General features: G+C 71.0%; 12 protein-coding genes. 4 read left to right on the top strand and 8 right to left on the bottom strand.

From position 1 onward, the window contains the following. Positions 1-765, top strand: a complete 765-nt coding sequence (locus IPI43_00475; GenBank protein ID MBK7772604.1) for an extensin family protein — start codon at positions 1-3, stop codon at positions 763-765. A gap of 11 nt (positions 766-776) precedes the next feature. Here IPI43_00475 and msrA read toward each other — a convergent pair whose 3' ends face one another. The 5 genes from msrA to IPI43_00450 all read right to left on the bottom strand — a co-directional run bounded on the left by msrA (position 777) and on the right by IPI43_00450 (position 5,617). Next, positions 777-1,469 carry a peptide-methionine (S)-S-oxide reductase MsrA gene (gene msrA / locus IPI43_00470; GenBank protein MBK7772603.1) on the bottom strand — a complete coding sequence of 231 codons (693 nt, stop codon included), beginning with the start codon at positions 1,467-1,469 and terminating at the stop codon, positions 777-779. Positions 1,470-1,503: 34 nt separating this feature from the next. Beyond that, positions 1,504-2,292, bottom strand: a complete 789-nt coding sequence (locus IPI43_00465) for an SPOR domain-containing protein (GenBank protein ID MBK7772602.1) — start codon at positions 2,290-2,292, stop codon at positions 1,504-1,506. A gap of 84 nt (positions 2,293-2,376) precedes the next feature. Next, positions 2,377-3,249, bottom strand: a complete 873-nt coding sequence (locus tag IPI43_00460; GenBank protein MBK7772601.1) for a penicillin-insensitive murein endopeptidase — start codon at positions 3,247-3,249, stop codon at positions 2,377-2,379. Positions 3,250-3,252: 3 nt separating this feature from the next. Then, positions 3,253-4,428, bottom strand: a complete 1,176-nt coding sequence (locus IPI43_00455; GenBank protein ID MBK7772600.1) for a hypothetical protein — start codon at positions 4,426-4,428, stop codon at positions 3,253-3,255. 34 nt (positions 4,429-4,462) lie between these two features. Next, positions 4,463-5,617 (bottom strand): hypothetical protein, encoded by a 1,155-nt coding sequence (locus IPI43_00450; GenBank protein ID MBK7772599.1) that lies wholly within the window; start codon positions 5,615-5,617, stop codon positions 4,463-4,465. Between the two features lie 59 nt (positions 5,618-5,676). Between IPI43_00450 and IPI43_00445 the strand changes: the two genes are divergently transcribed. Next, positions 5,677-6,417, top strand: coding sequence for a ribonuclease HI (locus tag IPI43_00445; GenBank protein MBK7772598.1), 741 nt, complete (start codon positions 5,677-5,679; stop codon positions 6,415-6,417). A 3-nt stretch (positions 6,418-6,420) separates the two neighbouring features. On the opposite strand, the gene IPI43_00440 is transcribed toward IPI43_00445, so the two are convergent. Continuing rightward, a complete protein-coding gene (locus IPI43_00440) occupies positions 6,421-7,047 on the bottom strand; it encodes a carbonic anhydrase (GenBank protein ID MBK7772597.1) in 627 nt (208 codons plus the stop codon). A 26-nt stretch (positions 7,048-7,073) separates the two neighbouring features. After that, on the bottom strand, positions 7,074-8,045 hold the full coding sequence (locus tag IPI43_00435; GenBank protein ID MBK7772596.1) for a diguanylate cyclase: 972 nt from the start codon (positions 8,043-8,045) through the stop codon (positions 7,074-7,076). A gap of 177 nt (positions 8,046-8,222) precedes the next feature. On the opposite strand from IPI43_00435, the gene IPI43_00430 reads away from it, so the two are divergent. Further along, positions 8,223-9,806 (top strand): AarF/ABC1/UbiB kinase family protein, encoded by a 1,584-nt coding sequence (locus IPI43_00430; GenBank protein ID MBK7772595.1) that lies wholly within the window; start codon positions 8,223-8,225, stop codon positions 9,804-9,806. 15 nt (positions 9,807-9,821) lie between these two features. Here the strand turns inward: IPI43_00430 and IPI43_00425 are convergent, their stop codons facing one another. Continuing rightward, positions 9,822-11,867: a bifunctional aldolase/short-chain dehydrogenase gene (locus IPI43_00425; GenBank protein MBK7772594.1), complete on the bottom strand. Its 2,046-nt coding sequence runs from the start codon at positions 11,865-11,867 to the stop codon at positions 9,822-9,824. 83 nt (positions 11,868-11,950) lie between these two features. Between IPI43_00425 and IPI43_00420 the strand changes: the two genes are divergently transcribed. Then, positions 11,951-12,421 (top strand): PaaI family thioesterase, encoded by a 471-nt coding sequence (locus IPI43_00420; protein ID MBK7772593.1) that lies wholly within the window; start codon positions 11,951-11,953, stop codon positions 12,419-12,421. The last annotated feature ends 3 nt before the right edge of the window (positions 12,422-12,424 follow it).

The following is a 12,424-nucleotide window of genomic DNA, read 5'->3' as shown; positions in this document are numbered from 1 at the left end:
GTGCGCCGCGAGCCGACCACGGCGGCCCCGGCCGCGCTCGCTCAGCTGTGTGGCAGTGGGCTGGTCGTGGTGTTGGCGCTCGCCCTGGTCGTGCCCGCTTCGGTCTCCTTCGTGAAGGCCAACGTCACGCACCGCTTCCCGGCCGAGCCGCCGCTGCAAGACGTGCCTGCCGGGTCGGTGATCGCCAACCTCGAGGACCACGCCTGCCGCGCCACGCTGCGCGCGCACGGCGCCCGCTTCCGCGCCTATGCCGGGGAGAACCAGGCAGACATCCGCAGCGCCGGGCTCTTGCTGGACGGCCCGCTCAACGGCGTGCGCTTCGAGCACTCGGGGAACAGCCCGCTGCACTCGGCGCTCGACTGTCGCCTGGCGCTGGCGCTCTTGGCCTGGACCCCGGTACTGCGTGAGTTCGGCGTCACCCGCATCCAGCACATGAGCACGTTCCGCCCCAACTCCCGCGTGGCGGGCACGGCGCGCGCCAGCGGTCATGCCCGCGCGCTGGCCATCGACCTGCGCTACGTGGAGTTCGAGGACGGCACGCGTCTCGACGTGCTGACCGACTGGAGCTCCCGCGAGCGCGGGGCCCCGCCGTGCACGCACCCGCCCGACGAGCCCGGTCCCAGCGCGGTCCTGCGGCAGATCGTGTGCCGCGCGGTCGAGGCCGAGCTGTTCCAAGTGGTCGTCTCGCCGCATCACAACGACGCGCACGCGAACCACGTGCACCTCGAGGTGCGCCCCGAGGTGACCTGGCGCTCCATCCAGTAGCTCCCTCACGCTCAGTGTGGCGCGCTGCCCCACAGCTGCTCGAGGCGGGCGTCGCGGCCGCAGCCCGTCCGGTACTGTGTGTAGTGCGCCGGATGCGTGCGGTAGAAGTCCTGGTGGTAGTCCTCGGCCACCCAGAAGGGGGCCACGTCGCGGATCTCGGTGACCACCGCGCGTCCCAGCGTCGCGCGCGCGCTCGCTAGCGCAGCCTCGGCGGCCACGCGCTCCTCGGCGTTGGCCACGAAGATGGCGGAGCGGTATTGCGTGCCGCGGTCGCAGAACTGACCGTCGTCCTGGGTGGGGTCGATGTTGCGCACGAACACTTCGAGGATCTGCGCGAACGTGACCTGTGCCGGGTCGTACACCACCCGCACCGCCTCGACGTGGCCGGTGCTGCCGCGCCCGATCTGCCGGTAGGTGACGTGCTCCACGTCGCCGCCGGTGTAGCCCGAGAGCACCTCGCCCACACCCGCGATGCGCTCGAGCGGCCCCTCCAGGCACCAGAAGCAGCCGCCAGCCAAGATGGCCACGCGCAGGTGGGACGGAGGATCCTCGGCCAGACGGGTGCCGTCCGCGTCCGCGCTCGGTTCGCTGCTCCCGTTGCTGGTGGGGGCGCGCGGAGGGGCTGGCTCGGAGCAACCCAGAAAGAGCGAAGCCCCCAGCACGGTGAGAACGTGGAGGGGGCGCATGGTGCGTGGGGCAGGCATGCCTGCACTATGACTGGTCGGCGCTCGGGTTACGTCAGACCTCGTCGCGACGGCGCACGACGTAGGTGTTCATCTGCTCTTCCTGCTCGAACGTGGTGCGGTAGCGCTCGGCGTCGCGAGCGTGCTCGAACGGTCCGATGCGCACCCGGAAGAACACGCCGCGCTCGCCCAGCTCGGCCTCGGTCACGAACGCCTGGTGGCCGCGCCCGCGCAACGCCTCGGCGAAGATCTCGGCCTCCTCGCGGGTGCGGTAGCTGATGACCTGGAGCGTGTAGAGCCCCTCCTCTCCCATGGACGCACGCGCGCGGGGCTCACGCTGGCGGGCCACCTCGGGGAGCGCGGCCGCCACCATCGGGTCGCCCGGCATGGCCAAGGCAAGGTCGCCGTTGTCGGGGCTCGCGGCCACGGCAGCCGGCAGCGCCTGCATCACGGCGTCGGCGCCCATGCCGGGCGGGAGCGGCTCCGGGTGGTCCAGCTCGGCAGCCGCAGCGGCCAGGGCGGCCTCCACCTCGGGGCGGTCATCCGCCGACGACGGCGAGGCGCTGAGCGTCTCGTGGAAGCGCAGGGCGCGGGCGTCCACGTTCACGTCTTCTTCGGGCGCGTCCTCGGCGCGCAGCTGCATGCCGGCGGCGCGGTCGAGAGCGGCCAGCGGGTCCTCGGCCTCGGCCGGGTCCTCGGCCCCCGCCTGGAGCATGGTGCCCATGGCGAAGACCAACATCACGGTGGCCAGGGCTGCCATCGCCAGCATCCCAAGGCGACGACTCGAGCCGTCGTCCGGCTCGCTCTCTTGAATCTGCTCGAGGTTGCGCATTGCGGTGTCCATGTTCTGCCTGCCTTCCCGGCCCCGTGTGGTGCCGTAGGAGATGATGTAGGACACATCAACACATGTGCGCAAAAAAACTACGTGTCATTCTGTGTCGGTCGTTTCAGGAGATGCATCTACACCCATGAGCGCGTCCACCAGCCCCTCGTCGGTCCACGCCGGGCGCGCGTCAGGGGCGTCGTGCACGTCGCCTTGCCGCAGCCAGGGCCACTCGGGGCCCCAGTCTTGGCACCCCAGCGCCCGTTCCCGCAGCCCGCACGCGATGCGCACGTGGAAGTGGTCAGCGTGCGGGTTCCCGCGGCTCGGCTGGTGCAGCACCTCGCGAGCGCGATAGACCGCCTCACGCTCCGGCTCGTGCACGGACGCGTAGCGCAGCAGGCGCGCCTTCACCCCGCTCGATACGAACAGCCACTGCACCCGCGCGGCGGGGTCCAGCAGCAGCGCGCGCACGAACGCCCAGTTGCGGGCGTCGTCGAAGAAGAACACGCGCCCCGGGCGTCCACCCTCGAGCGGCTCGCGTGCGGCGCCGAAGCGGTCGTAGGCCAGCCAGCCACGCCCACGCGTGGGCGTCCCGGCGGCGTCGGTCGCATAGAAGATGACGTCGGCGTCACGTCCCGCCCGGTGGCTGCCGTGCCGGTCGTGGCGCCCGCCGTGCGGCGACGACAGGTCACCGATCCGCAACGGCGCACCACCCGGGTGCGCCGCGTCCACATGGGCGGCAGCTCGCTGCAGCGTGGCGACCAGCTCCCGAGTGCCCGCGCGGGTGGCCTCACCAGGCCGTGCCCGCACGAAGCCCGGGCCGCGATCGGGCAGCGAGGCGCCGCGCACCAGAACGCCATCGGAGGTGGTGCCGAACGAAAAGCTCTCGTCCACCGGTGCGTGCGGCGGCATGCAGGCCACCAGCGTCAGCGTCAGGGCGAAGATGGATCGGCCGCCCACGCGCAGACGTCGCACCATGGCCTACTCCCCAGCGCCCACCAGGCGCCGCTCCAGCTCGCGCAGGAAGGCATCCACTCGGGCTTCCTCTGCACCCACCAGCGCGACGCGCGCGCTGTCGGCATGGAGGCGGAGCGCCACGCGGCCACGCCGGCCGAAAGGCAGCACGCCCAGCAGGAGGTCCAGCAGCGCACCCCCCACGATGAGCGCGCCGCCGGCCATGAGCAGGTAGGTCTCGCCGGTGCGCACGCCCTCGGCCACCCACAGACCGCCCACCAACAGGCTGGCTCCCAACGCCACGGCGCCCACCAGCAGGTGAGCGCGCGGGTAGCGCACCTCGCGGGACGCGGCCCGCACGCTGCGGAGGGGATACGTGGCGCGCGCGCTGCGCACCTCGCGGCCGAACAGCCGCGTGCTGGCCAACACCTCGAGCCCGGCGCCGCCGAGCTGCACGGTGACCTCGCGGCGCAGCGTGACCACGAAGGCCAGCGCGCGCACCAGCCACTCCAGCAAGGCCCACCCGCTGATGAGCCGCAGCACCCCGCGGAAGCCTCCGGGAGGAGCATGCCCCGCGCGGCCCTTCACGGAGTGTGCGCCCGCGCCGCCCGAAGCCTGCGGAGCCGCCATGGAGCCCACCGCGCTGTCGGCCGCCTCCTCCCCCACCCGTGCGAGGATGCGGCTCGACTCGGTGGACGTGGAGGCCCGCAGCGCGGCGCACCAAGCCGCGGCACGGGCGGCGTCGGCCGGCGTCTCGGCGCGGGCCAGCAGCAGCCGCGCTCCCACCTTCTCCCAGTATGCGTCCGCCGCGTGGCTCTCCAGCAAGCGGTCCACGCAGGCAAACACGGGGTAGCGCGTGTGCGTGGCCAGCCAGAGCGCCCGGTCCGTCCAGGCGTCCATGACCTCGGCACGCCGGGCTCCGAGGAGATCCACCCAGTGCGTGACGGCTAGCGCGGCCACCAGCGCGTGGTCCACGTCGGACTCGGGGCCACGCTCGAGGATCTCGAAAAGGTTGCCGGAGGGGAAGCTCGCGTCCTCGCGCGAGAGGCCCGCCTCGCGGATGCGCTGGCCCACCACCTCGGAGCTCAGGTGGCGCAGCTCCGACTCCGCGAGCCGAGCCAGCAGGTTGGCCGCCAGCGCAGCCAGCGCGGGACGCTGCGCATGGGCGCGCACTTCTTCGGCGATCTTGTCGAGCGTGGTCATGGAGGCGAGGGTGATAGCACCCGGCTCGGGCGTGTCAGGGCGCCGCGGGCGCTTCGGTGGCGCCGGCTGGGCTTGGCGCAGCCGGGTCCGCCGAGGGCGCGGGCAGCGACGCGGGGGGCGTGGGCGATGTGGGAGAGAACGTCCCACCCGGGCCCACGAGCGGGCCTGGCGGCGGGGGCGGGGCGCCCGGGCCGCCGCCGGTCACGCCGAAGCGCTCGGCCAAGCTGAACAGGTTCTCCACGCGCTCTTGCTGCAGGTCGAACGCAATGTTCACGTCCACCCCGGACTGGTTCACGTTGATGCGCCGGAGGGCAGGCCCGATGGGGCTCATGTTGATGATGGGCTGGGCCATGAGCGTCTCCAGCTCGGCGCGCAGCGTGCGCGTCAGGATCTCGGCCGACTCCGCGTCACGCATGGAGAAGAGCGCGCCGATGGCGAGCCCCACGCTGACGCGCGCTCCGAGGCCGATCGCCTTGGTGGCGAAGAAGGGCTCGGCCATGCGGGCCACGTCCTCGCCGCGGCTCTGTGCCAGCTGGCGCAGCGCGGGGATCCACGGCTCCGGGATGTGCGAGACGATGACCACCTCACGGTCACGACCGATGGTGTTGTAGAGGCGGTTCAGCAGCTCGTCCTCGGAGGCGCGGCCACCCTCGCCGCGCACCGCGCGAATGACGGAGACCACCGTCTCGCGCTGGCCCCATGCCAGCCCGCGCCGGCCGATGAAGGCCATCACGCCCTCGCCACGGCCGATCTTGACCGCAGGCAGCTCTTCCACTTCCGTGCGCTCGAGGGTGGACTCGCTCTCCGCGGCGGCTTGCCGCAGGCACTCGGCCACGCGCTCGTGCTCGAAGGGCCCGCGCCCGATGACGCCGGTGCGCTCGAGCTCGGCGCTGTCGCCCGCGACGAAGATGACCAAGTCTTCGAGCTGGTCGAGCGGATCGAACCCGCAGCGCTCCACCAGGGCGCGGTGCCCGGAGTCGCGGCCCGCCTCCACCACCAGCTTCTGGTAGAAGATGGAGCGGCGCACGGCCGGGACGTCCATGCGCAGCAGGGCGCGTGTGCCCGCTGGGGCCGTGTCCATGGTCTGCTCGGGGAGCGACAGGTCGCGCGAGGTGTAGTAGATGAGCCCACCCGCGATGCCGAGTACGGCGAGCGAGGCGAGCGCTGCTCGTTGTCCAATCAGGTTCACGGCGCGCAGGGTAGTGGGTCCCGTGGGGCTTGGCGAGCCGTCCGTGCTATCTGCGCCCCATGCCCTTTCGGCCCATGAACCTGCGCGGCAAGCGCGTGTTGGCCCGCTGTGCTGCGGACGGCTCCTTCATCGACGAGGGCGGCCGCGTCGAGATCCGCTACAGCCCACGGGACGGCAAGGCGTACCACGCCTCGCTCCGCAACCTCGAGGCCATCCCCGGCGACACGGCGCTGCTGCCCGACGACCACTGCGCGGCCCTCCTCCCGAGCGCGCCCAGCGCACCGGGGGCGGCCAAGAAGCCCGCGGCTGCCACCCGCACTCCAGCGAAGCGGGCTACCGCGTCCAGCGGCGCGCCCCCCATGCGGCCCCAACCGGGCGAGGTGCTGGCGTACTGCGATGGTGCTTGCAGCGGCAATCCCGGGCCCGCCGGGGTCGGGGTCATCGTTCTGTACGATGACGTGCGCTGGGAACTCAGCGAGTACCTCGGGCAGGGCACCAACAACATCGGCGAGCTCACGGGCGTGTTGCGCGCGTGCGAGCAGACGCCGGACAAGTCGCGCCCGCTGCGCATCTACACGGACTCCACCTACTCCATCGGGGTGCTGCAGCAGGGCTGGAAGGCCAAGGCCAACCAAGAGCTGGTCGCCGCGTGCAAGGCCGCGATGGCGCGCATCGCTACCGTCTCCCTCCACTACGTGAAGGGCCACGCCGGCGTCCCGCTCAACGAGGCCGCCGACGTGCTGGCCGTCACTGCCGTGGAGCGTCGACGCAGCACCCCGTGGGTCAAGGTGTCCGGCTAGGCCTCAGACCAGACGATAGATCTCGCGGATGTCGTCGAGGATCTTCTCGAACGGGATGTCCAGGTCCTTCAGCAGGCCGTTCTTCAGGTCGAACACCCAACCGTGGACGATGGGCATCCCGCCTTCTTTGTAGGCCTTCTGGACGCAGGCCGTCTTGATGACGTGGATGCACTGCTCCTGCACGTTCAGCTCCACCAGCCGACGGAAGCGGGCTTCTTCGTCCTTGATGTTCGTCAGCTCGGAGCGATGGATGCGGTAGACGTCGCGGATCTCGCGCAGCCAGCCGTTCATCAGGCCGAGGTCCTTCGGCTGCATGGCCGCCTTCACGCCGCCGCACCCATAGTGACCGCACACGATGATGTGCTTCACCTTCAGCGCCTCCACCGCGTACTGGATGACCGAGTGCGAGTTGACGTCGGTGTTGGGAACGCAGTTGGCGATGTTGCGGTGCACGAACACTTCGCCGGGCTCGAGGCCCATGATCTGGTTGGCCGGGACGCGGCTGTCGGAGCACCCGATGTAGAGGAACTCCGGCGTCTGGTCTTTGGCGAGCTTCTCGAAGTAGTCCGGCGAACCCGCCTTCATCTCCTCCACCCACGCGCGATTCGCGGCAAAGACCCGGTCGTACATTTCCTTGGGCAACGCTGTCCTCCTCGTCAGGCCTCGGGGGGCGAGGCTGGTCTGTAGATGTATCCCTGGTGCTGAAAGACGCAGATCCTGTCGCGTCCGTCGTCCTTGGCTTGGTAGAGCGCGCGGTCCGCTGCCTTGATGAGCTGGTCCTTGCTCTTCACGTCGCGGCTCGGGTAGAGCGCCACGCCCACCGAGATGGTCACGGGGTAGGCCTGACCATCGATCATGACGGCCTCTCCACCCACGCTGCGCCACACCCGGTCCGCGACGGTGAGCGCCCCAGTGAAGTGCGTGCTCGGGAGCACCAGCAGGAACTCCTCGCCCCCATAGCGCGCCACCACGTCGATCTCGCGCACGGCCTTGCGCAGGCGCGCCGCCACCTCGGCCAGCACACGGTCGCCCACGTGGTGCCCGAAGCTGTCGTTGAAGCCCTTGAAGTGATCGATGTCGATCATGGCGCACGCGAGCGGGTCTCGATAGCGCTCGGCGCGCTTGAACTCTTCGTTGAGGCGCGTGTGCAGGTAGCGGTAGTTGTAGAGCCCCGTGAGCTCGTCTTGCACGGCCAGCTTCTCGAGGCGCGCCTTGGCCAGCGTCACGTCGTCGTGCATCTGCTTCAGGCGCAGCATGTTGCTCACGCGCGCCAGCAGCTCGCGCTCGTCGAAGGGCTTGCACACGTAGTCGTCGGCGCCGATGCGCAGCCCCTCGACGCGGCTGTCGAGGTCCGACTTTGCGGTCACCAGCATGACCGGCACGAACGCCTCTTGCGTCATGGTCTTGAGCAGGCGGCAGGTGTCCACGCCCGACAGGCCCGGCATGATGATGTCCAGGAGGATGAGGTCCACGCCGCCCTTGGCCAGGCGGTCCACCGCGGCTTGGCCGTGCTCTGCGATCTCGACCGTGTAGCCGTTGCCGCGCAGCAGACCACCAACGAACTCCCGCGTGACGCGGTCGTCGTCCACGACGAGGATCAGGGGCCGGCCGGGCGTGGTGTCAGTCACTGGTCTTCCAGCCTATCGGATCTTCTGGCCGCAGGGGGAGGGGATTGGGAGCCGAGGTCCGGCGGGGTCTCGTCACACCGCGTGTCACAAAATCGCCGATGTGATACAAAAATCTCTTGCTCGTGTGTCACGCTGTGGCACGATAGCTGTGTCACACGTTGTAACACGGAGATTGTCATGCAGACCCAGACCTCATCGGATGCCCACGCCCACTCCCGCACGCCGCGCCCGAGCAGCCCCTTCGCTTCGCCGTCGGCCTCGGCCGCAGCCGCGCAGGAACTCCGCGCCTGGCTCACCGTGGTGGACGCCGTGCTCCGTGTCGTCGAGCAGACCGCCTGGGAGGCCCGTGGCCTCGCCGCCGAGTGGGCCGCCGCCGCTCGCCAAGACCTGCTCGCGATGCAGGAGCGCCGCGACGAGCTCGCTTCGCTCCACGCCCGTCTCGCCCGCGCCACGCAGTGTGGCTGGGTGCTCACCAAGATCGCGTCGGGCTACCGCTGGCACCTGACCCGCGCGGCGTTCACCACACGCAGCAGCGCTCAGCGCTCGTTGCAGAAGCTGCACGGCAAGAACGCCATCCGCTTCCGTGACCTCTGCATGGAGCAGGGCGGTGCGTTCTTGAAGGTGGGCCAGCTGCTCTCTGCGCGTCCGGACCTGCTGCCCAGCGTGTGGGTGGAGACCCTGGCGTGTCTGCAAGACGCGGCGCCGCCCGTGCCGAGTGAGGAGATCCTCGCAGTGGTCGAGCGCGAGCTCGGTGCCCCCGTGGAAGAACTCTTCGCGTCGTTCGAGCGCGAGCCCCTCGCCGCCGCCAGCATCGGGCAGGTGCACCGGGCCGTGCTGCGCGACGGACGCGCGGTCGCGGTGAAGGTGCAGCGCCCCGGCGTGGACGCCACCGTGGAGCTCGACATGGACCTCCTGGTCATGTTCCTGGACGGCATGAAGGCCATGCTGCCGCCCACCGACTACGACACGATCATCGGTGAAGTGCGCGCCCTCATCCGCGGTGAGCTCGACTACGCCGCGGAGCTGCAGCACACCGCCCGCGCCGCCGAGTTCTTCGCCAACGACGCGCGCATCTCGGCGCCGCGGCCCGTGGCTTCGCACTCGAGCGCGCGGGTGCTCACCACCGAGATGGCGCCCGGCATCAAGATGACCACCGCGCTCGACTCCCTGCGAGCGCGGGCCCTGGGTGGCGACGCGGAGGCCGAGAGCGAGCTGGCCGAGGCGCTGGGGCTGCTGCTCCAGGCGTACGTCCGCCAGATCCTGGTGGCCGGCCACTTCCAGGCGGACCCGCACCCGGGCAACCTGCTCTACGACAGCGAGCACGGCCTCACGCTGCTCGACTTTGGTTGCTCGAAGGCCATCGACGCCGACACGCGGCGCGCGTACTTGAAGCTGGTGCAGGCCTTCGTGGTGTCGGACCGTGACACGCTGGTGGCGCAGCTCGAGGCGCTGGGGTTCCGCACCCGCAGCGGCAGTGCAGACACCCTGCTGGTGTTCGCCGACACGCTGCTCAAGGAGTTCCGCGACGCGCAGGCCAGCGGCGGCGCGCTGCGCTTCCGGCGCCCCGAGGACATGCTGGAAGAGGCCAAGCGCGTGCTGGCCGCCGCGGAGGCCGACCCGGTCGAGCGCATCCCCGAGGAGTTCGTGATGATCGCGCGCGTCTTCGGGACCATTGGCGGGCTGTTCACGCACTACGAGCCGGAGATCGACTTCGGCCGCCACGTGCTGCCCACGCTGATGAGCGCCATGGCCACGATGTGAGCGCGGGCGGACGCGCTAGCGCGGGGCGGCGGCGATGTTGCCGCCGTCCACCGTGACCACGCAGCCGGTGGTGCGCTCGGCCAACGCCAGGTCCGTGAAGACCTGGGCCACGTCCTCGGCGCGCACCTCGGCGCCCAGCAGGTTGCTCACGAAGTAGGCGTCCTCGGAGAGGCCACGGGCCGCGGCTCGCTCGGCCACGAAGCCTCTGGGCAGCAACCCGGTGCGCACGCGGTCGGCGTTCACGGCGTTGCTGCGGATGCCCGCGTCGCCGTTCTCGAGCGCGTACTGCTTCATGAGCGCCACCACGGCGGCCTTGGGGATGGCATAGGGCCCGAAGTCGGGGCCCGGATTGAACGCGGCCTTGCTGGCGTTGAAGAGCAGCGCCCCGCCCAGCTGCTGGCGGCGCATCACGCGCGTGGCGGCAGCGGCCACGTGCTGGTGGGCGAAGAAGTTCACCTCGAAGCTTCCGCGCAGCGTGTCCAGCGCCACCTCGTGCATGCGGCCCTGCGGCGCGACGCCCGCGTTGCTGACCACCACGTCCACGCCGCCGAACGCGTGGATGCATGCCTCGAGCGCGGTCTGCACGGCGGTGGCGTCGGTGACGTCGCAGGCTGCGTGCGGGACGCGGAGCGTGCTGGCCAGGGTGGCCAGCGCGCTGGCGTCTCGGTCGGTGAGGAACACGTTGGCGCCCAGGCTCTGGAAGCGCCGTGCGCAGGCCGCGCCGATGCCACTGGCCGCGCCGGTGATGAACACCACGCGCGCGTCGAGCGGGCGCCCGGCCGCCTTGCCCAGCTTGGCCTGCTCGAGCGACCAGTACTCCATGTCGAACAACTCGTGCTCAGGGAGCGGCTGGTAGTGCCCCAGCGCCTCGGCGTTCTCGAGGATGCCCGCCGTGTGCTCGTACAGGTCGCCCGCGATCCGCGCCGCAGTGAGGGTGGCGCCTGCGGTCACGACGCCCACGCCGGGGATCAGGAACACACGCGGGTCCGGGTCGAGGGCCTTCACCGTGCGCTGCTTGGCATTGGACTCACGCGCCACGTACTCGCGGTAGCGCTTGCGGTACTCCTCGAGCGCCGCCCGCAACGTCGCGCGCACCGCGGCCTCGTCCATGTCGGCCGAGAGGCGCAGCACCAGCGGCGTGTTCTTGGTGCGAATGATGTGGTCCGGAGTCGGCACACCCCGCGTGGCCAGGTCTTCGAGGTCCCCGCGCGACAGCAGGCTCTCGATGGCAGGCGAGGTGCGGCGCGCCAACACGAAGCGCGGCGCTGCCCCGGGGCCCGACAGCTCGCCCCGCAGGATGGGTGCCAGCCACGCGTAGTCGAGCGGCTTCGGCACCTTGCGGGCCACGTTGTCCCCCAGCGCGGCCACGCGCGTGGCGATGAAGCGCTCGGCCTTGTCCACCGCGGCGATGTGCCGCTCGTAGCTCTCTTGCGCGGTGGCGCCATAGGTGAAGAGGCCGTGGTTGAGCAACACGAGCCCGTGGGCGCTCGGGTGCGCGGCGGCCACCTGGGCGGCCAGCTTCGCCAGCGCGAAGCCGGGCATCACGTAGGGCACGATGGCGAGCGTGTCGCCGAACACCTCGCGGCACAGTTCGGCCGAGTTCGGCTGGTTGGCGAGGGCCAGCACCGCGTCGGCGTGCGAGTGGTCGATGAACGTGGCCGGCAGGAAGGCGTGCAGCAGCGTCTCCACCGAGGGGTTCGGCGCGCTCGCGTCCAGCAGCCGGGTGCGCTGCGCGTTGACCATGTCTTCGTCGCTCAGCGCGTCGCGCTCTCGCAGGCGCACGAGCGAGTCCATGCGCACGGCGGGCAGCCCGCGCGGCTCGAGCGTGTCGAGATCCCAGCCGCTGCCCTTGACGCACAGCACGTCCACCAGGGCGCCGGTGTCGTCGCGCAGCAGGGTCTTCACGGAGGTGTTGCCCCCGCCGTGCAGCACCAGCGCGCCGTCGCTGCCCAGCAGGCGCGAGGTGTACACGCGCAGGGCGATGTCCTCGTTGCAGCCCGGGGTGTGCGCGTAGCGCGCGATGAACTCGGCAGCGTCGGTGTCGGTGTAGCGGCTCTTCACGGGGCGCAGCCTATCACTCGGTCTCGGCCGGCCCCAATGCCGGCGGCCAGCCTCCGCCCCGCTGCCTGCTACGCTCCCGCGCGATGAGCCCCCGCGACCACTTCCCCGCCCCCGTCTGGACCAAGCACGACATCGAGGCCTTCCTCGACAAGCACTTCACGCAGGCGCGCAAGTTCGGCACCGAGATCCTGGACATCGAGCCCGGCTTTCTCCGCGCGCGCCTGGCCTACGACGCGCGCTTCCTGCGGCCGGGCGGCACCATCAGCGGGCCCACCCAGATGACGCTGGTGGACACGGTCTTCTACTACCTGCTGCTGGCGCAGCTGGGCGAGGAGGCGTTGGCCGTCACGACCAACCTCAACATCAACTTCCTGCGGCGGCCGGCGCAGGCGGCGCTCATCGCCGAGGCGCGGCTGCTCAAGCTGGGCCGCGCGCTGTGCGTGGGCGACGTCATGCTCCACAGCGAGGGCGACGAGCGGCCGGTGGCGCACGCGCAGCTCACGTACTCCATCCCGCCGAAGCGCATCGTGGTGGAGCCGAACCCCACGGACTGACGG

The organism is Sandaracinaceae bacterium, assembly GCA_016706685.1.
In the GTDB taxonomy this organism is placed as follows: Bacteria; Myxococcota_A; Polyangia; order Polyangiales; family Houyiibacteriaceae; genus JADJJE01.
This window is presented reverse-complemented; position numbering and strand designations above follow the sequence as displayed.

What these genes read in the sequence shown, in the direction of transcription:
- msrA (MBK7772603.1), bottom strand. Translation starts at nt 1,469, where the DNA reads ATGCCTGCCCCACGCACCATGCGCCCCCTCCACGTTCTCACCGTGCTG.
- IPI43_00465 (MBK7772602.1), bottom strand. Translation starts at nt 2,292, where the DNA reads ATGGACACCGCAATGCGCAACCTCGAGCAGATTCAAGAGAGCGAGCCG.
- IPI43_00460 (MBK7772601.1), bottom strand. Translation starts at nt 3,249, where the DNA reads ATGGTGCGACGTCTGCGCGTGGGCGGCCGATCCATCTTCGCCCTGACG.
- IPI43_00455 (MBK7772600.1), bottom strand. Translation starts at nt 4,428, where the DNA reads ATGACCACGCTCGACAAGATCGCCGAAGAAGTGCGCGCCCATGCGCAG.
- IPI43_00445 (MBK7772598.1), top strand. Translation starts at nt 5,677, where the DNA reads ATGCCCTTTCGGCCCATGAACCTGCGCGGCAAGCGCGTGTTGGCCCGC.
- IPI43_00440 (MBK7772597.1), bottom strand. Translation starts at nt 7,047, where the DNA reads ATGTACGACCGGGTCTTTGCCGCGAATCGCGCGTGGGTGGAGGAGATG.
- IPI43_00430 (MBK7772595.1), top strand. Translation starts at nt 8,223, where the DNA reads ATGCAGACCCAGACCTCATCGGATGCCCACGCCCACTCCCGCACGCCG.
- IPI43_00420 (MBK7772593.1), top strand. Translation starts at nt 11,951, where the DNA reads ATGAGCCCCCGCGACCACTTCCCCGCCCCCGTCTGGACCAAGCACGAC.